This window comes from Stenotrophomonas sp. YJH_SMC_33, assembly GCF_059372295.1.
The window spans coordinates 22,324-39,709 of sequence record NZ_JCAFVJ010000012.1 but is presented as its reverse complement, the minus strand read 5'-3'; the positions used below and the strand labels follow the sequence as shown (position 1 = coordinate 39,709).

Below are 17,386 nucleotides of genomic sequence, written 5' to 3'. Positions count from 1 at the left end.
CGTGGACGGTCCCGCCATCTGCGCCCGTCCCACCTTCGACAGTTTCCCGGTGACGGTGGGCGAGAGCATTGGTTACTGACGAACTGATGGAAAACAAAAAGGATGCGGCGTTCGCCGCGTCCTTTTTGTTTGGTTCTGCATTGCCCTTGTAGAGCCGAGCCATGCTCGGCTCCGAGCAAGCGAAGCGCGCGACCCGCTTTTGCTCTTCTTTCTTTCTTCCGTGGCGGGCGGCAGCAGGAAACTGTCGAAGGCAGGGTGGGTAGGCCGTTCAGGGGCGTGAGCCGCATGGATGCGGCGACCCAGCTTACAGGGACGTACTTGCAGCGTCCCCTGCACGGCCTACCCACCCTGCCAACCACATGACCCGCTCTTCGCGACCAAGCCCCCCGCCACGAGGGGCTCAGCCGTTGGCCGGAATCCTCACAGTGCCGCGCGGATCCGATCGCGCAGTGCTTCCAGATCCTTGGCAAACGCCTCGATGCCGGTCGCCAGCTTCTCGGTGGCCATCGGATCGGCCGCCAGGTCCGCCGCGAACTTCGCCGCGTCGATCGGGGTCACCGCCGCGCCGTCCGCTGCACCGGCTACCAGCTTGCGCGGCAGCTCGCCGTGGTCGGCGTCCAGCTTCTCCAGCAGGTCCGGCGAGATCGTCAGGCGGTCGCAGCCGGCCAGTGCTTCGATCTGCGCGGTCGAACGGAACGAGGCGCCCATCACCACCGTCGGCGAACCGCGACGCTTGAATTCGGCGTACACGCCGCGCACGAACTTCACGCCCGGGTCTTCGTCGATGGTGGCCGGGGTCTGGCCGTTGGCCACGTACCAGTCGAGGATGCGGCCGACGAACGGCGAGATCAGGAACGCGCCGGCTTCGCTGCAGGCCAGCGCCTGGGTCGGGTTGAAGATCAGCGTCAGGTTGCAGTCGATGCCTTCGGCCTGCAGGATGCGCGCGGCTTCCACGCCTTCCCAGGTCGCGGCGATCTTGATCAGGATCTTCTCGCGCGGCACGCCGGCGTCGGCGTACATCTGGATGAACTGGCGGGCCTTGGCCACGGTGGCCGCGGTGTCGTGAGCCAGGTCGGCATCCACCTCGGTGGATACCCGGCCCGGCACCAGCGTGCTCAGCAGCGCGCCGACGCCGATGGTCAGGCGGTCGGCCACCGCGTGCACCACGGCTTCGCGGTCGCCACCCTGCTGGCGGCCCCAGGCCAGTTCGCGTTCGATCAGCTCGGCGTAGACCGGCAGGTCCAGCGCCTTCTTCACCAGGGTCGGGTTGGTGGTGCAGTCCACCGGCTGCAGGCGCTTGATCGCCTCGTAGTCACCGGTATCGGCGACGACCACGGACAGTTCACGCAGCTGGGACAGTTTGGACGGGGTACTCATTGCGGCTCCTGGTGCAAGGGAATCGAATCGCGCGCGGTGCGCAGCGGTAATCAGGGGCGGTCGTTATGGACCGCGGTCACGCGCAGGCGCAGCTTCCGGCCACCGGGCGCGTTCCAGTCGATGCTCTGGCCGATCGAAAGGCCGAGCAGGGCACTGCCGACCGGGGCCAGCACGGAGACCTTGCCTTCATCGACGTTGGCTTCGCGGGGGAAGACCAGGGTCAGGACGTGCTTTTCGCCCGACACTTCATCTTCGCATTCCACGCGCGAATGCATCATGACGATGCCTTCGGGAATCTGGTCCGGTGCCATCACGGTGGCCCGGTTGAGTTCTTCAGCAAGCGCGAGCGCGGCAGGCGTCTGGCTCAGCGCGTGGGATTCGAGCATGGCGTCCAGGCGGTCCATGTCGAAAGTAGAAACGGTGATCGACGGCGGCAGGCCGCTGGCGGTACTCATGGTGAAGCTCCTTGGTTGAAAGCCATGCAAAAGGCGGCACCTGCTGGCGCCGCCTGTCTGTATTGTGGGGACAAATGCGGCCGGAATCGACTCCTGCCGATTCCGGGCCGATGCTGCAGGGGTTCAGCCGTTCAGCGCCGGGCCGGGCAGGGATGCCGCATCGGACGTGGCGTTCAGCGCATCCAAGGTGAACAGCGCCTGCGGCAGGCGCTTGAACTGGTCGGCCAGCTCCATCAGGAAGTCGTTCATGGCCGAGCTGCGACGCCAGATCATGGCGATGCGGCGGCTGGGACGGCCCTCGCCGGTGAAATCGAGCAGGCGGATGTTGTTCGAGCGCGGCACTGGCGGCTGCACCGACAGGCTCGGCAGCAGGGTGATGCCGACGTCGGCGGCGACCATCTGCCGCAGGGTTTCCAGGCTGGTGGCGCGGAATTCGGACTTCTCATTGGCGCCGAACAGGCGGCACACTTCCAGCGCCTGGTCGCGCAGGCAATGCCCGTCTTCCAGCAGCAGCAGCTTCTGCGTCGCCAGTTCCTGCACGTCCAGATGTTCGCGACGGGCCAACGGGTGGCGCCCGGAGACGGCCAGCAGGAACGGCTCCTCGAACAGGAACTCGGCATGCAGCTGGTCGTCCACCACCGGCAGCGCCAGCAACGCAGCATCCAGCTTGCCTTCGCGCAGGCGGTCCAGCAGCACGTCGCTCTTTTCCTCGACCAGCAGCAGTTCCAGCTCCGGGAAGCGCTCGCGGATGCGCGGGATCACATGCGGCAGCAGGTACGGGCCGAGGGTCGGGAAGATGCCCAGGCGCACCGTGCCGGCTTCCGGATCGCGGCTGCGTCGCGCGGCTTCCTTCAGCTGTTCCACTTCGGACACGATCACCCGCGCCCGTGCCGCCGCTTCCTGACCGGCCGGGGTCAGCATCACCTTGCGCGGTGCGCGTTCCACCAGCGGCAGGCCCAGCTCTTCTTCCAGCTTGCGGATCTGCGTCGACAGCGTGGGCTGGCTGACGAAGCAGGCGGCGGCAGCCCGGCCGAAATGCTTGTGGTCGGCCAGGGCTACCAGGTACTTCAGATCACGTAGGTTCATCCTTACACCCCAGGGGTAACGGACCGGCTGACGGCGTGGTTACCCGACAGGCAGACAATGTTCCCGGTGATCTGGGAACGGTGGATCAGGCCGCTTCAGCAACGGCACCGCTGCTGTTGCTCACCGACGAGCGGATCAGGTGGTCGAACGCGCTCAGTGCGGCGGTGGAACCGGCGCCCATGGCGATGATGATCTGCTTGTAGGGCACCGTCGTGCAATCGCCAGCAGCGAACACACCCGGCAGGTTGGTCTGGCCGCGGTCATCGATGACGATCTCGCCACGCGGCGAAAGCGCCACCACATCCTTCAGCCACTCGGTGTTGGGCAGCAGGCCGATCTGCACGAAGATGCCTTCCAGCTCGACGCGGTGGGCATCGCCGCCGATGCGGTCCTTGTACACCAGGCCGGTGACTTTGCTGCCGTCGCCCAGCACTTCGGTGGTCTGTGCGCTGGTCAGCACCGTCACGTTGGCCAGGCTGCGCAGCTTCTTCTGCAGCACTTCGTCGGCACGCAGGCTGGAATCGAACTCCAGAAGGGTTACATGCGACACGATGCCGGCCAGATCGATGGCCGCTTCCACGCCGGAATTGCCGCCGCCGATCACCGCCACGCGCTTGCCCTTGAACAGTGGGCCATCGCAGTGCGGGCAGTAAGCCACGCCCTTGTTGCGGTACTGGTCTTCGCCCGGCACGTTCATCTGCCGCCAGCGTGCGCCGGTGGACAGGATCACCGAACGGGACTTGAGCACCGCACCGTTCTCCAGCTGCACCTGCACCAGGCCGTCTTCGCCGGCCGGCACCAGCGCGCTGGCACGCTGCAGGTTCATGATGTCCACGTCGTACTCGCGCACGTGCTGTTCCAGCGCCGTGGCCAGCTTCGGACCCTCGGTCTCCTTCACCGAAATGAAGTTCTCGATGGCCATGGTGTCCAGCACCTGTCCACCAAAGCGCTCGGCGGCGATGCCGGTGCGGATGCCCTTGCGCGCGGCGTAGATCGCCGCTGCCGCACCGGCCGGGCCACCGCCCACCACCAGCACGTCGAACGCGTCCTTGGCGGCAATCTTCTCGGCATCGCGCTTGCCGGCATTGGTGTCCAGCTTGGCCACGATCTGCTCCAGGGTCATGCGGCCCTGGTCGAACACTTCACCGTTGAGATACACGGTCGGCACCGACATGATCTCACGCTTCTCGACTTCGTCCTGGAACAGGGCGCCATCGATGGCCACGTGCTGGATGCGCGGGTTGAGCACTGCGGCCAGGTTCAGCGCCTGCACCACGTCCGGGCAGTTCTGGCAGGACAGCGAGAAGTAGGTTTCGAACTTGTATTCACCTTCCAGGTTCTGCACCTGCTCGATCAGCTCGGCGGTGGCCTTGGACGGATGACCGCCCACCTGGAGCAGCGCCAGCACCAGCGAGGTGAACTCGTGGCCCATCGGCAGGCCGGCGAAGGTCAGGTGGATGTCCTGGCCCGGGGTGCCCAGGTCGAAGGACGGCACGCGGCCCTGCCCATCGCGCAGCACCTGCAGCGAGATCTTGTCCGACAGGCTCTCCAGGGTCTGCAGCAGGTCCAGCATTTCCTGCGACTTGGCGCCATCGTCGGCGTGCGCGGTGATCTGGATCGGGCGGGTCACGCGTTCCAGATAGGTCTTCAGCTGCGACTGCAGGTTGGCGTCCAACATCGGGTCATCTCCTGGCTTCAGGCAAACAGGGGGCGTGGCACCGCTATAGAAGGTAGCGGACCAGCTGGGGGTAGGGGTGAACCCAAGACAGCGACCGTGGAAGGGGCTGGCTGGCCAAGGCGGGCGAGCGTTGGCTGTCTTGGGTTCACCCCCACGCCGGCGGGGGGGCCGGCACGGGGATGAAGGGCGCGCCGTGGCGTGGGGACACGGCAGGGCGGTAGGGCTTAGATCTTGCCGACCAGGTCCAGCGACGGGGTCAGGGTCTTCTCGCCTTCCTTCCACTTGGCCGGGCACACCTGGTTCGGGTTGGCGGCGGTGAACTGGGCAGCCTTCAGCTTGCGCAGGGTTTCGGAAACGTCACGGGCGATCTCGTTGGAGTGGATCTCCAGGGTCTTGATCACGCCTTCCGGATTGATGATGAAGGTGCCGCGCAGGGCCAGGCCTTCTTCCGGAATGTGCACGCCGAAGGCGTTGGTCAGCTGGTGGGTCGGGTCGCCGACCAGCGGGAACTGGGCCTTGCCGACGGCCGGCGAGGTCTCATGCCACACCTTGTGCGAGAAGTGGGTATCGGTGGTGACGATGTAAACCTCGGCACCGGCCTTCTTGAACTCGGCGTAATGGTCAGCTGCGTCTTCGATCTCGGTCGGGCAGTTGAAGGTGAAGGCGGCCGGCATGAAGATCAGGACGGACCACTGGCCCTTCAGGCTGGCGTCGGAAACCTTGATGAACTCGCCGTTGTGGTAGGCGTTGGCTTCGAACGGCTGGATCTGGGTATTGATGAGGGACATCATTTTTCCTCTTGGTGAAGGGGAGTGGGTGAATCGACAGGAGCTAGGTTACCCATTCGCTCGCGATAAGAACAATCCATTGATTGCATCCATTCGATAGATGGAGTCTATCGAAGAGCCCTTAGCAGGCACTGAACCTGGCCATCGCCATCCTGCAATTGCCTGTGTGACAAGGGAAATCTCGGCAGACCGCTGCTTGGGGCCGATAGTCCGTCCTTATCCCGCCCTGCGGAACCTGAACCGATTCTGGTTTTGTAGAGCCGAGCCTGTGCTCGGCTGCTCCAGAAGCAGCCGAGCACAGGCTCGGCTCTACAATTGCAGCATGTCCTTTCAAGCCCAACCCACCCTGCGTCAGGTCGTAGCCGACGCCAGTGCTCGCTTGGGCAGCATCGACGCCCGCCACGAGGCGGAACTGCTGCTGCTGCATGTACTGGACCGCCCGCGCAGCTGGCTGTTCGCGCACGCCACCGATCCGCTGGCCGCCAATGACCAGGCCGCCTTCGAGGCGTTGCTGGCCCGCCGCGTGGCCGGTGAGCCGGTGGCCTACCTGACCGGCCGTCGCGGATTCTGGACGCTGGACCTGGAGGTCGACCCGGCCACGCTGATCCCGCGTCCGGAAACCGAGCTGCTGGTCGAGCTGGCGCTGGAGCGCCTGCCGCCAGACCAGTCGCTGCAGCTGGCTGACCTGGGCACCGGCAGTGGTGCGATTGCACTGGCACTGGCCAGCGAACGGCCGCAGGCGCAGGTGCTGGCCACCGACGCCAGCCCGGGCGCGCTGGCCGTGGCCGCGCGCAATGCCGCCCGCCATGATCTGCGCAACGTCCGCTTCGCCGAAGGCGGGCACGACTGGTATGCGCCGCTGCAGGGCGCGCGTTTTGATCTGATTGCCAGCAACCCGCCGTACATCGCCAGCGACGATCCGCATCTGGAGCAGGGTGACCTGCGCTTCGAGCCGGCCACCGCACTGGCCTCGGGTCCGGATGGCCTGGATGACATCCGCCGTATCGTCGACGGTGGCCAGGCCCACCTGCGGCCCGAGGGCTGGCTGTTGATCGAGCACGGTTGGGACCAGGGCGCGGCGATCCGTGCGCTGTTCGACGCGGCGGGATTTGTCGAGGTGCAGACCGCACAGGACCTGGAGCAGCGCGACCGCATCACCCTGGGCCGGCGTCCGGCCTAGAATGGAGGTTCTCCTGCCCCGGCAGGGCATCACCCTGGAGCTGCAAGCATGCGTACGCTGTACCCCGCCATCACCCCCTACGACGTCGGCACCCTGAAGGTCGACGACCGCCACACGCTGTACTTCGAACAGTGCGGCAACCCGGACGGCAAGCCGGTGGTGATGCTGCACGGTGGCCCGGGCGGCGGCTGCAGCGACAAGATGCGCCAGTTCCACGACCCGTCCAAGTACCGCATCATCCTGTTCGACCAGCGCGGTGCCGGCCGTTCCACCCCGCACGCCGACCTGGTGGACAACACCACCTGGGACCTTGTTGCTGATATCGAGAAGCTGCGCGAACACCTGAAGGTCGATCGCTGGCAGGTGTTCGGTGGCAGCTGGGGTTCGACCCTGGCGCTGGCCTATGCCGAAACCCATCCGCAGCGCGTGACCGAACTGGTCCTGCGCGGCATCTTCATGCTGCGTCGCTGGGAACTGGAGTGGTTCTACCAGGAAGGCGCCAACCGCCTGTTCCCGGATGCGTGGGAGCATTACCTCAAGCCGATTCCGCCGGTGGAGCGCCATGACCTGATCTCGGCCTTCCACCGCCGCCTGACCAGCGACGACGAAACCACCCGCCTGGAAGCGGCCAAGGCCTGGGCGGTGTGGGAAGGCGCGACCAGCTTCCTGCATGTCGATGATGACTTCATCAACAGCCACGAAGACCCGCATTTCGCGCTGGCGTTTGCCCGCATCGAGAACCACTACTTCGTCAACGGTGGTTTCTTCGAGGTGGAAGACCAGCTGCTGCGCGACGCGCACCGCATCGCCGACATCCCGGGCGTGATCGTGCACGGCCGCTACGACGTGGTCTGCCCGCTGGCCAACGCCTGGGACCTGACCAAGGTGTGGCCGAAGGCGAAGCTGGAAATCACCCCGGCCTCGGGCCATTCGGCGTTCGAGGCCGAGAACGTGGATGCGCTGGTGCGCGCCACCGATAGCTTCGCCTGATCGGTAGTGCCGGCCGCTGGCCGGCAATGCTTCACCATCAGCGCCGGGCATCGCCCGGCGCTACCGGCCTCATCCACGCATGGCGTGGATTTACCAATCCCCGGCCAGCAACGCGTCGGCCAGCACCTGCAGCTTCGGCGAGTGCTGGCGCGACGGCGGGTAGATCAGCGACAGCGCACGGCTGCGGCCCTCGAACGGCTGCAGCACGCGTTGCAACCGGCCGTCGGCCAGCGCGTCGGCCACCGCGAAATCCATCACCTGCACGATGCCGATGCCGGCGATCGCCGCTTCCACCAGCGGATCGCCGCTGTCGAACACCATCCGCGTCGGTGGCGTGAAGTCGTGAAGCTGGCCGTCCTGCAGGAACTGCCAGTCCACCAGCCGGCCACTGCGCAGGTTGCGCACCACCAGGCACGCGTGGCCCTGCAACGCCGCCACATCGTCCGGTGCGCCACAGCGGGCCAGGTAGCCGGGGCTGGCCACCGTCACCCAGCGCAGCGGCCGCAGTGGCCGCGCGACGATGCGCTGGTCGGCGATGACGCCGGTGCGCAGCGCGGCATCGAAACCTTCCTCGACCAGATCGACCAGGCGGTCGTTGAGCACGGCTTCCACCTGCAGTTGCGGGTGCTGCTGCAGCATCGGCCCCAGCAGCGGTACCAGCACCTTGCGCCCGAACATCGAGGGCGCACTGATCTTCAGGGTGCCCGAGGGCGTGCACGGACGGTCGGCCAACTGGCGTTCGGCGTCTTCGAGACCGCACAGCAGGGGCGCGACCTGATCGACGAACTGGCGACCATCCGGGGTCAGTGCCACGTTGCGGGTGTTTCGCTGCAGCAGCTTCACCCCCAGCGTGGCCTCCAGCCGACTGATCGCGCGCGACAGGCCTGACTGGCTCAGGCCCAGCTGCCCGGCGGCGACGGTGAAACTGCGTGCTTCAGCCACCTGCACCAGCATGCGCACGGCATTGAGGTCCATCGAGGTTCCATTCATGCTGAAAATCATGACAGATATGGCTGGAAAGGGGTTTATTGATAGCTCTGCATCAATGAGACTGCGCTCCCCCACAGCACCGGACCGTCGATGCCTCCCCTCAAGTACCCGCGCTGGGCGCTGGCCCTGCTGGCCACCGCCCAGCTGATCATCGCCCTGGATGCCACCATCATCTTCGTCGCCCTGCACGACATGGGTCGCGCGCTGCAGATCAACGCACAGCAGCTGCAATGGGTGGTCAGTGCCTACACCGTGGCCTTTGGCGGCAGCCTGCTGCTGGGGGGCCGTGCCGCCGACCTGATCGGCCGTCGCCGCTTCTACCGGCTGGGCATGCTGCTGTTCGCACTGGCGTCGCTGCTCGGCGCGCTGGCGCCGAACGCCACCCTGCTGATCATCGCGCGTGCGGCGCAGGGCATCGGCGCGGCACTGCTGTTCCCGGCCACGCTGGCGCTGATCAACACGTTGTATGCGGAAGGTCCGGTGCGCAACCGCGCACTTGCGATCTGGAGCATGGCCAGCGCGGTGGGCCTGGCGCTGGGCACGCTGCTCGGTGGCGTGCTGACCCAGGCGTTCGGCTGGCCGGCGGTGCTGGCAGTGATCGTGCCACTGGCCACCACCTGCGCGGTCGCTGCGGGCGCGTGGTTGCCGGCCGATGGCCCGCGTCTGCAGGGCCGTTCCTTCGATCTGGCCGGTTGCCTCACCGTCACTGCCGGCGGCAGTCTGCTGGTCACTACCCTCGTGCAAGGGCCGGAGTGGGGCTGGACTGCGCCGGCCACGCTGGGCTGCCTGCTGCTGTCGGTGCTGCTGCTGGTGGCGTTCGTGCAGATCGAACAGCGCAGCCGCGATCCGCTGATGCAGTTCGCGTTGCTGCGGCTGCCCGGACTGCGCGCGGCACTGGGCCTGACCTTCGCCTTCATGAGCAGCTATGGAGTGCAGTACTACTTCATGGCGCTGTACTTCCAGGACGGCTACGGCTGGAGCCCGCTGCAGGCCGGCCTGGCTTTCCTGCCGGCGACGGCGGTGTGCACGGTCGGCATCCAGCTGGCGGAGTGGGCGCTGAAGCGCTGGAGTGCACGCAAGGTGCTGGTGCTCGGCCAGCTGGCCGGTGCCGTTGGCATCGCCTGGGCCGCAGCAACACTCCCGCACGCCTCGAACTTCTGGCCGCTGCTGCCCGGCGTGGTAGTGCTGAGCATCGGCCAGGGCATGACCTGGACCTCGATGTGGATCGTGGCCGGGCAGGGCGTGCCGTCCGCACAGCAGGGTGTTGCATCTGGCATGGCGGCGACCGCGCAGCAGATCGGTGGTGCGCTGGGCCTGGCGGTGCTGGTGATGGTGGCCAATGCCCATGCGGGTGCAGCCGGTTCGCCGAGTGCACTGGCCGGGCTGGTGCGCGCCGAATACGGTGCCGCCTTGTTTTCACTGTTCGGCGTGGTGATCGCGCTGGGCTTGCGCCCGGCGCCGGCCGAATCGGCCGCCACCGTCTGCCCGGCCAACGAGGCATGATTGAAGGCGCTGCCGTGGGTGGATGTGCCGCGCCTGTGGCAGTGCCGGCCGCTGGCCGGCAAACACATTGATCCAACTACCCTGAGGTTTCCGGCCAGCGGCCGGCACTACCGATCCGGAATGGATCCACGCGCATTCAACCCAGCGCCAGCAACTGCGGCTGCAACGCGCTGAAGATCCGCGCCAGCCGCTCTGCCCACGCCTGCTGCCCGGCGGCATCGGCAATCAGGTCCTGGCGGATCTCCAGCTCCACGTGCACCAGGCCGCGCCCTTCGCCATGCACCGGTACCGCGTAGTCGCTGGTACTGCTGACCGAATACGGTTCGTTGTCACCCACCACCAGGTCGCCTTCATCGCGCAGTGCCTGCAGCAGGGCATGCGCAAAGCGCGTGTCCTGGTGGTACAGCACGCCGGCGTGCCACGGTCGCTGCGCGCCGTTCATCACAGGGGTGAAGCTGTGCATCATCACCAGCAGGGTGGGGCGGCCGGCAGCGCGGCGCGCGTCCAGTTCCGCATCGATGCGGGCGTGGTACGGTGCGTGGATCGCATCGATGCGCTGCTGCCGCTGCGCCGCCGACAGCGCGGCATTGCCGGGCACCACGGTGTGGTCGCTCACCTCCGGAATCAGCGTGGGCGAGGCCAGTGGGCGGTTGCAGTCGATCAGCAGCCGCGAATAGGTCTGTTCGATAGCCCAGGCATCCAGCCGTTCGGCCAGTGCACGAGTGGTGCCGGCAATGCCGATGTCCCAGCCGATATGGCGGTCCAGTTCGGCCTGCGGCAAGCCCAGGCCTGCGAGGGCACGCGGCACCTGCTGGCCGGCGTGGTCGGCCAGCAGCAGGTACGGCGACGCGCCCTGCGGCCGGTGGAGGGTGTAGATCGTCGGGTCGTCGGCGCCGAGCAGCGCCGGCAGCGCATGCAGGTCGGCGTCAGCCACGCGGGCGTCCGTCCAGGTGATGCTCGATCATCCACAGCCCGGCCCAGAGCTTGGCGTCCAGCTCGTAGCCTTCGCCCATCTTCTGCACCAGCCAGGCCGCTGCCTCACTGCGCGGAATCTCGTGGACGATGATGTCCTCGCTGTCGTCGCCACCCCCTTCGCCGATCCGGCGCAGGCCGGTGGCGCGCACGAAGGCGATCTTCTCGCTGCTGGCGCCGGAAGAGGTCGGGCCGATCAGCAGCACTTCGGCGTGATCGGCGGTCCAGCCGGTTTCTTCCTCGAGCTCGCGCACGGCCGAGACTTCAATCGATTCGCCGGCGTGGATGTCGCCGACCAGGCCGGCCGGCATCTCGATGGTGGGGGCCTGCAGCGGTACACGGAACTGTTCGACGAACAGCACCTTGTCCTCCGGGGTGACGGCGATGATGATCGCCGCCAGGCCGCCGGCGTGGGTGCGTTCGCTGTATTCCCAGGTACCGCGCACGACCATGCGCTGGTACTTGCCTTCATAGACGACACGCGGGGCTTCGGTATTGCGCTGGCTCATGCGGGCTCGCTGTGGGTGGGAAGAGGGTCGGCCACGCCAGCGGCATCGAACAGCCGGCGGCGGGTCATCGGGCCGAATCGAAGGGTCTGGCACAGGCCACCGAGCAGTTCCGGGTCGGCCGCCTGGCGCAGCAGGCCGGGTTGGCTGCCTTCCAGCGGCGCGTCCAGCGCGATGGTGGTCAGCTGGCGCCAGAGCCGGGCATGCTCGCGCTGCTCGCGCAGGCGCACCGCCATCTGGGCCGCGCCGCGCAGGCGCAGGAACGGCACTTCGTCCAGGCGTTCGTACAGTGCATCCATGCTGCCGAAATGGGCCAGCAGCACGGCGGCGGACTTGCTGCCCACGCCACTGATACCGGGAATGTTGTCCACCGCATCGCCGCACAGCGCCAGGTAGTCGGCAATCTGGTGCGCGTGCACGCCGTGCCGCGCCTTCACCCCGGCCACGTTCCAGCGCTGGTTGCGCGCATAGTCCCACTGCTCGTCATGGTCGGCCAGCAGCTGCGACAGGTCCTTGTCGGCGGAGATGATCACGCCGCGATGGCTGCTGCGGTGAACGTGCAGGGCGCTGCCGATCAGGTCGTCGGCCTCGTATTCGTGGTGCGCCAGCACCGCCAGGCCCAGCGCCGCGCATAACGCCTTGCAGTGCACGAACTGCCGCTTGAGTGCTTCCGGTGCCGGATCACGGTTGGCCTTGTAGGCCGGGTACAGGCGGTGGCGGAAGCCGCTGTCCAGCGCTTCATCGAAGGCGATGGCGATGTGCTGCGGGCGCTCGCGCTCGAGCAGGTCCAGCAGGAAGCGGGCGAAACCGTGCACGGCATTGGTCGGCCAGCCCTGCGCGTCCTGGAACTGGTCCGGCAGCGAGTGCCAGGCGCGGAACACGTAGATGCTGGCATCGACCAGGTACAGCGAAGGCGGCGGTGCCGGCAGGCTCATGCCGGCGGCGTCCAGTCGCGCAGCAGCGCGGCCGGGTCCGGACGCTCGCGCTCGGGTACGGCGGCCTTCGGCGTACCGATATGGATGAAACCGGCGACGCTCTCGCCCTCGGCCAGGCCCAGGTAGGCGTGCACGGCGGGGTCGAAGGCCATCCAGGCGGTCAGCCACTGCGCGCCGAAGCCCAGCGCCTGTGCGGCCTGCAGCAGGGCGAAGCAGACGCAGCCGGCGGTCATCAGCTGCTCCTGTTCGGGGACCTTCGGGTCCGGGCGCGGGCTGGCCACCACCACGATCACCAGCGGGGCATGACTGAAACGCTGGCGGTCCTTCTCGAATACCGCCTCGCCGGCATGCGGGTCGCGCTGGCGGCTGCGCTCGGCCAGGAAGTTGCCCAGAGTGTGACGTGCATCGCCGGCGATCTTCAGGAAGCGGAACGGTACCCGCTTGCCGTGGTCGGGCACGCGTACGGCCGAGGCCAGCATGCGCTGCAGGGTTGCCGGGTCCGGGCCGGGCTCGCCCAATTGCCGCGAGGGCACCGAGCGGCGGGCATCCAGGGCAAGCAGGGCAGTGGGGTCGGGCATGGAGTCTGAACCGGTCATCACGGGCATTTGATTATAGTCGGGGTGGTCGAAGACGCCGTCTGGGTCGCGTCCAGCCCCTGAATACCAAACTGTGATGAACATCATGCCACTGGCGGGAAAGGGACGGCCGCGTGCTCTCGCCTCGTGGGCCTTGCACGGCTTACGATATCCATCTTGCCGGGCCGCCGGTCATGAGGTTTGAAGTGAGGACTGTTTCACTGTCCGTGACGGGCTGGCCGGCCTACCATCGACGTACCGGTACATGGGGTGTGCCGGCCGCCGCGATGTCCATGCTGACTGTCGTACCAGAGAAGGTGGGGAGCCTTCCCGAATGATGAGCGCGCCCACACCGATGGGATCGCCGGGTCGTGACCCGGTCCAGTTGCAGCGTGCCCGGGACATGGTCCTGCCCGCGCTGTGCCAGGTTTTCGGGGCCGCACTGGCGCGTTTCGACGACGCACTGTTCGACCGCGCCGGCAATGCCGGTTCGTCGCAGCTGCTGTTCCTGGATGCGATGCGTGAACTGCGCCGCCGCCGCGAGGACATCGCCGGTGCCTTCGCCGGCCATCTGCAGCGGGCTTGGGACGCGCTCGCCAGCGGCGAGCCGCTGTCGGCCGAGGCGACCCTGTCCGGTCCTGCCGAAGATGGCCTGAGCCTGCTGGCCGAACATGTACTGGAATCGCGGCTGGCGGTGCGCAATTTCGCCACCGTGCTGCTGCGCGACTTCAAGCCGGTGCTGGCGCGGCTGGACCGGCGCCTGGGCCGCCTGATCGGCGGCGCCGAGCTGGATGCCGACCACAACCCGGTCAGCCCCGAGCACCTGGGCGTGGCCATCCACGAGGCCTTTGCCGGCTGCGAGCTGGCGCCGGAAGTGCACCTGGTGCTGATCAAGCTGTGCGAGCGCGACCTGCGCGCGCCGGTGGGCCGCATCTACGAGAAGCTGGACGAGCAGCTGGCCGCCGCTGGCGTGATGTCGCAGGTGGGGGCCCCGCGGCGTCCATTGTCGGCCGCGCCCGACCCGCGCATGGCGGCGGGGGCGGATGATCTGGTCGAGCCGCGCCACGCGGCGGGCTTGGAATCCGAGTTCAGCGATGATGAGCAGGCCGCGCCGGCCTGGGCGCAGCGCTTCGCCGCGCGCTGGTCCGAGCGCCGTGGCCACATGCAGCAGCATCTCGGGGGCGACGATGCCGGCAACGGCGAGGCGTATGCCGGCCAGCAGGGCATGCTGCTGGAGGCCCTGCATGAGCTGCTGCAGCAGACCCGTCACGTTCGCGAGGATGCCACCTCGGCCGCGCAGGTCGCGGTCGGCCAGCATCGCCCGTTGAGCCAGCGCGAGATGATGTCGGTGCTGTCACTGCTGCAGGCCACGCCCAGCGCCACCCTGCGCGCGGCCATCGGCGAGGACGGCGAATCCCTGGCGCAGCGGTTGAAGAGTGAAGTACTGTCCAGCGCGACCCGGCTGGGCGTCGATCCGGGCCAGACCCGGCTGGACCCGCAGGACGAGGATGCGATCGACCTGGTGGGCATGCTGTTCGACGTGATGCTGGACGAGCGCGAACTGGAAGGCCGCTCGCGCGAGCTGATCGGCCGCCTGGTGGTGCCCTTCGTCAAGGTGGCGATGCTCGACCGCCGGATGTTCGTGCAGAAGACCCATCCGGCGCGCAAGCTGCTCAACTCGCTGGCGGAGGCCTGCGAGGGCAACACCGGCGAGAGCCAGGCCGAGCGCATGCTGATGGCCAAGGTCGAGGAGATCATCGAACGGCTGGTGGCCGAGTTCAACGAGAACCTGGCGATCTTCCTGACCCTGGAAGAGGAATTCCGCGAGTTCCTCGTGCAGCACCGCCGCCGCGTGGAAATCGCCGAGCGGCGCGCCGCCGAAACGCAGCGTGGCCAGGAAAAGCTGGAAATGGCCCGCAGCCGGGCAGGTGCCGAACTGGACCGTCGCATCGGCGATGCCTCCCTGCCGCCGGCCATCGCCGAGTTCCTGCGCCAGCCGTGGCAGCACCATCTGACCCTGGCCCTGCTGCGCGAGGGCGAGGAGGGCGCGTCGGTGGCCGAGGCACTGAGCCTGGCCGACGGCCTGCTGGAGGAAGTGGCCGAGGCGCGCCGCCAGATCGTCGGCAAGCCATGGCTGCAGGCCTGGCAGCCGGCGCTGGCCAAGGTGTTCGGCAGCGTTGGCGTGCACGGTGATGCCGCCACCGGCGCCATTGATGCCCTGCATGACACCTTGCAGGGCATTGCCGAATCGCGGCCGGAGCTGCAGCGCGCGCTGCCGGAGCTGCCGCAGGTCGCGTTGCCGGTACCGCCGGTGGCTGAATCGCCAGCGGTCGAGCTCGGCGGGCAGATCGACGCCGACGATTTCGACAACGCCGATGCCGACCGCTTCCGCCGCATGGAAATCGGCAACTGGCTGGATTTCGTCGACAAGGACGGCAAGGTCCAGGCCGGCAAGCTGTCCTGGGTCAGCCCGATTTCCTCGCGCCTGTTGTTCGTCAACCGTCGTGGCGTGCGCTTCTGCGTGGCCTCGCCGGAAGAACTGGCGGTGATGGTGCGGCTGGGCCGCCTGCGTGCCCACGTGGATGACGGCGCCTTCGACAGCGCGATGCAGGGTGTGATCGATCGGCTGGACCCGGGCAGCGCAACGCTGCACTGAGCCGTGGCCGCCTGCTAGGATCGGGAAAACTCACCGATCAGCGGGGACCTGCATGGCCGTGGCGTTGCTGGGGATCAAGGAGACCGCGCCGGGCGAACGGCGCGTGGCGCTGACGCCGGAAACCGCGCGCAAGCTCGGGGCCATGGGCATTGCCGTCTGGTATGAGGCGGGCGCGGGTTTGGCCGCTGGTTTCACCGACGCCGCCTATGACGATGCCGGTGCACGCGTCTTCGACGCGGGCCGCTGGGCCGAGATCGACATCCTGCTGTGCGTGCAGGCCCCCCCTGCGGCGGTGCTGGAACAGCTCAAGCCCGGCGCCAGCGTGGTCGGCCTGCTGGCCCCGTCCAGCGATCCGGCGCTGGCCGCGCTGGCGACCGATGGTCGCCTGCAGCTGTTCCCGCTGCAGCAGCTGCCGCGCACCACCCGCGCGCAGGCGATGGATGTACTCAGTTCGCAGGCCGGCATGGCCGGCTACAAGGCGGCGCTGATCGCTGCAGAACGTGCACCGCGTTTCTTCCCGATGCTGACCACCGCCGCCGGCACTGTGCGCCCGGCCAAGGTGCTGGTGATCGGTGCCGGCGTGGCGGGCCTGCAGGCCATTGCCACCGCGCGCCGCCTCGGTGCACAGGTGGAAGGCTTCGACGTGCGCCCGGAAACCCGCGAGCAGATCCAGTCACTGGGTGCACGCTTCCTCGATCTTGGCGTGAGTGCGGCCGGCGAGGGCGGTTATGCGCGCGCACTGAGTGATGAGGAGCGCGCCGAGCAGCAGCGCCGGCTGGCCGACCACCTGCGCAGCGTGGATGTGGTGATCTGCACCGCAGCGGTGCCGGGGCGACCGGCGCCGACGATCGTGACTGCGGCAATGGTGGAGGGCATGGCTGCTGGCAGCGTGATCGTGGATCTGGCTGCCGAGAGCGGTGGCAACTGCGCTCTGACCCAGCCGGGGCAGTGCATCGAACACCAGGGCGTGACCATTGATGGCCCACTGGGCTTGGCCAGCCGCGGCGCGACCCAGGCCAGCGAGATGTATGCGCGCAACCTGCTCAACTTCGTCGCGCTGTTCGTGCGCGAAGGGCAGCTCGGTTTCGACTGGGAAGACGAGTTGCTGGCCAAGACGCGCTGGCAAGCGTGACCTGACCTGCATGCTGTAGAGCCGAGCCCATGCTCGGCTTGCGCAGACGCGATGAAGCAGCCGGGCGTGGGCTCGGCGCTACAGAGGATTGAATCTGGCCTTACCGCGGCTTCGCCGGCGGCGGATTCTCTCGCACCCAGTCCTTGCGTTGCTCCGGCGTCATCTGCGACCAGCGCTCGCGCAGGGCGTCGCGCTGCGCGGGCGGCAGATCCCGCATCTGCCCGAACAGGGCCCGTGCCTGCTCACGCTGTTCCGGGCTCATGTGCTCGAAGCGGCGCAGGCCGCGGCGGGCCTTGTCACGCTCTTCCGGGCTCATCGATTGCCAGCGCTGGCCGTGCGAGAGCATGCGCTGGCGCTGGCCGGCATCGGCGCTGTTCCAGCGGTCGCGTAGCGGCGCCAGCAGGGACTCCCGCTGCGCTTCACTCAACTGTTCCCAGGCCGGCAGCGGTGCGGCCGGCGCAGGGCGTGCGGCAGGGGCGGGCGCGGCGCTCTGCGCCACCGCCGGGACGGCCGGCAGCAGCAACAGGGTCATGAGCAGGGGCAGGGTGTGCAGTCGGGGCATG

Annotated in this window: 16 protein-coding genes; 5 read left to right on the top strand and 11 right to left on the bottom strand. The window is 67.8% G+C overall.

Annotated elements, in window-relative coordinates; all coding sequences use genetic code 11:
* Window positions 1-420 precede the first annotated feature (420 nt).
* The 5 genes from AC5P9W_RS16475 to ahpC all read right to left on the bottom strand — a co-directional run bounded on the left by AC5P9W_RS16475 (window position 421) and on the right by ahpC (window position 5,384).
* Window positions 421-1,377, bottom strand: a complete 957-nt coding sequence (locus tag AC5P9W_RS16475; protein ID WP_111099043.1) for a transaldolase — start codon at window positions 1,375-1,377, stop codon at window positions 421-423.
* A 50-nt stretch (window positions 1,378-1,427) separates the two neighbouring features.
* Window positions 1,428-1,832 carry a nucleoside diphosphate kinase regulator gene (rnk, locus tag AC5P9W_RS16470; RefSeq protein WP_288041358.1) on the bottom strand — a complete coding sequence of 135 codons (405 nt, stop codon included), beginning with the start codon at window positions 1,830-1,832 and terminating at the stop codon, window positions 1,428-1,430.
* Between the two features lie 123 nt (window positions 1,833-1,955).
* Complete coding sequence (locus tag AC5P9W_RS16465; protein WP_021203199.1) at window positions 1,956-2,918, bottom strand: LysR substrate-binding domain-containing protein; 963 nt, start codon at window positions 2,916-2,918, stop codon at window positions 1,956-1,958.
* An 85-nt stretch (window positions 2,919-3,003) separates the two neighbouring features.
* On the bottom strand, window positions 3,004-4,596 hold the full coding sequence (ahpF, locus tag AC5P9W_RS16460; RefSeq protein WP_188250618.1) for an alkyl hydroperoxide reductase subunit F: 1,593 nt from the start codon (window positions 4,594-4,596) through the stop codon (window positions 3,004-3,006).
* 224 nt (window positions 4,597-4,820) lie between these two features.
* The gene (gene ahpC / locus AC5P9W_RS16455) at window positions 4,821-5,384 is read right to left on the bottom strand and encodes an alkyl hydroperoxide reductase subunit C (RefSeq protein ID WP_005408159.1); all 564 of its coding nucleotides are present in this window, start codon (window positions 5,382-5,384) and stop codon (window positions 4,821-4,823) included.
* A 322-nt stretch (window positions 5,385-5,706) separates the two neighbouring features.
* Between ahpC and prmC the strand changes: the two genes are divergently transcribed.
* Together prmC and pip are read left to right on the top strand one after the other, a co-directional pair.
* Entirely contained in the window at window positions 5,707-6,564 is an 858-nt protein-coding gene (gene prmC / locus AC5P9W_RS16450; protein WP_021203201.1) for a peptide chain release factor N(5)-glutamine methyltransferase, read from the top strand.
* A gap of 48 nt (window positions 6,565-6,612) precedes the next feature.
* Window positions 6,613-7,554 (top strand): prolyl aminopeptidase, encoded by a 942-nt coding sequence (pip, locus tag AC5P9W_RS16445; RefSeq protein ID WP_021203202.1) that lies wholly within the window; start codon window positions 6,613-6,615, stop codon window positions 7,552-7,554.
* A gap of 90 nt (window positions 7,555-7,644) precedes the next feature.
* Here pip and AC5P9W_RS16440 read toward each other — a convergent pair whose 3' ends face one another.
* On the bottom strand, window positions 7,645-8,529 hold the full coding sequence (locus tag AC5P9W_RS16440) for a LysR family transcriptional regulator (protein ID WP_206621782.1): 885 nt from the start codon (window positions 8,527-8,529) through the stop codon (window positions 7,645-7,647).
* A gap of 105 nt (window positions 8,530-8,634) precedes the next feature.
* Here AC5P9W_RS16440 and AC5P9W_RS16435 point away from each other — a divergent pair, with 105 nt between their 5' ends.
* A complete protein-coding gene (locus AC5P9W_RS16435; RefSeq protein WP_019661140.1) occupies window positions 8,635-10,047 on the top strand; it encodes an MFS transporter in 1,413 nt (470 codons plus the stop codon).
* Window positions 10,048-10,183: 136 nt separating this feature from the next.
* Here the strand turns inward: AC5P9W_RS16435 and AC5P9W_RS16430 are convergent, their stop codons facing one another.
* The 4 genes from AC5P9W_RS16430 to AC5P9W_RS16415 are packed head-to-tail and all read right to left on the bottom strand — an operon-like array spanning window position 10,184 to window position 13,038.
* Window positions 10,184-10,981: an N-formylglutamate amidohydrolase gene (locus AC5P9W_RS16430; protein WP_111099046.1), complete on the bottom strand. Its 798-nt coding sequence runs from the start codon at window positions 10,979-10,981 to the stop codon at window positions 10,184-10,186.
* A complete protein-coding gene (locus AC5P9W_RS16425; protein WP_019661142.1) occupies window positions 10,974-11,528 on the bottom strand; it encodes an NUDIX hydrolase in 555 nt (184 codons plus the stop codon). Before AC5P9W_RS16425 ends, AC5P9W_RS16430 begins: the two co-directional genes overlap by 8 nt.
* Complete coding sequence (locus tag AC5P9W_RS16420; RefSeq protein WP_019661143.1) at window positions 11,525-12,460, bottom strand: 5'-3' exonuclease; 936 nt, start codon at window positions 12,458-12,460, stop codon at window positions 11,525-11,527. The genes AC5P9W_RS16425 and AC5P9W_RS16420 overlap by 4 nt, the downstream gene beginning before the upstream one ends.
* A complete protein-coding gene (locus AC5P9W_RS16415; RefSeq protein WP_026347148.1) occupies window positions 12,457-13,038 on the bottom strand; it encodes a nitroreductase family protein in 582 nt (193 codons plus the stop codon). Before AC5P9W_RS16415 ends, AC5P9W_RS16420 begins: the two co-directional genes overlap by 4 nt.
* A gap of 331 nt (window positions 13,039-13,369) precedes the next feature.
* Here AC5P9W_RS16415 and pacR point away from each other — a divergent pair, with 331 nt between their 5' ends.
* Both pacR and AC5P9W_RS16405 read left to right on the top strand, forming a co-directional pair.
* Entirely contained in the window at window positions 13,370-15,691 is a 2,322-nt protein-coding gene (pacR, locus tag AC5P9W_RS16410) for a PacR family protein (protein WP_021203205.1), read from the top strand.
* A gap of 52 nt (window positions 15,692-15,743) precedes the next feature.
* Complete coding sequence (locus AC5P9W_RS16405; protein WP_021203206.1) at window positions 15,744-16,823, top strand: NAD(P) transhydrogenase subunit alpha; 1,080 nt, start codon at window positions 15,744-15,746, stop codon at window positions 16,821-16,823.
* Between the two features lie 100 nt (window positions 16,824-16,923).
* Here AC5P9W_RS16405 and AC5P9W_RS16400 read toward each other — a convergent pair whose 3' ends face one another.
* Window positions 16,924-17,385, bottom strand: a complete 462-nt coding sequence (locus AC5P9W_RS16400; protein WP_021203207.1) for a DUF3106 domain-containing protein — start codon at window positions 17,383-17,385, stop codon at window positions 16,924-16,926.
* Between the last annotated feature and the right edge of the window lies 1 nt (window position 17,386).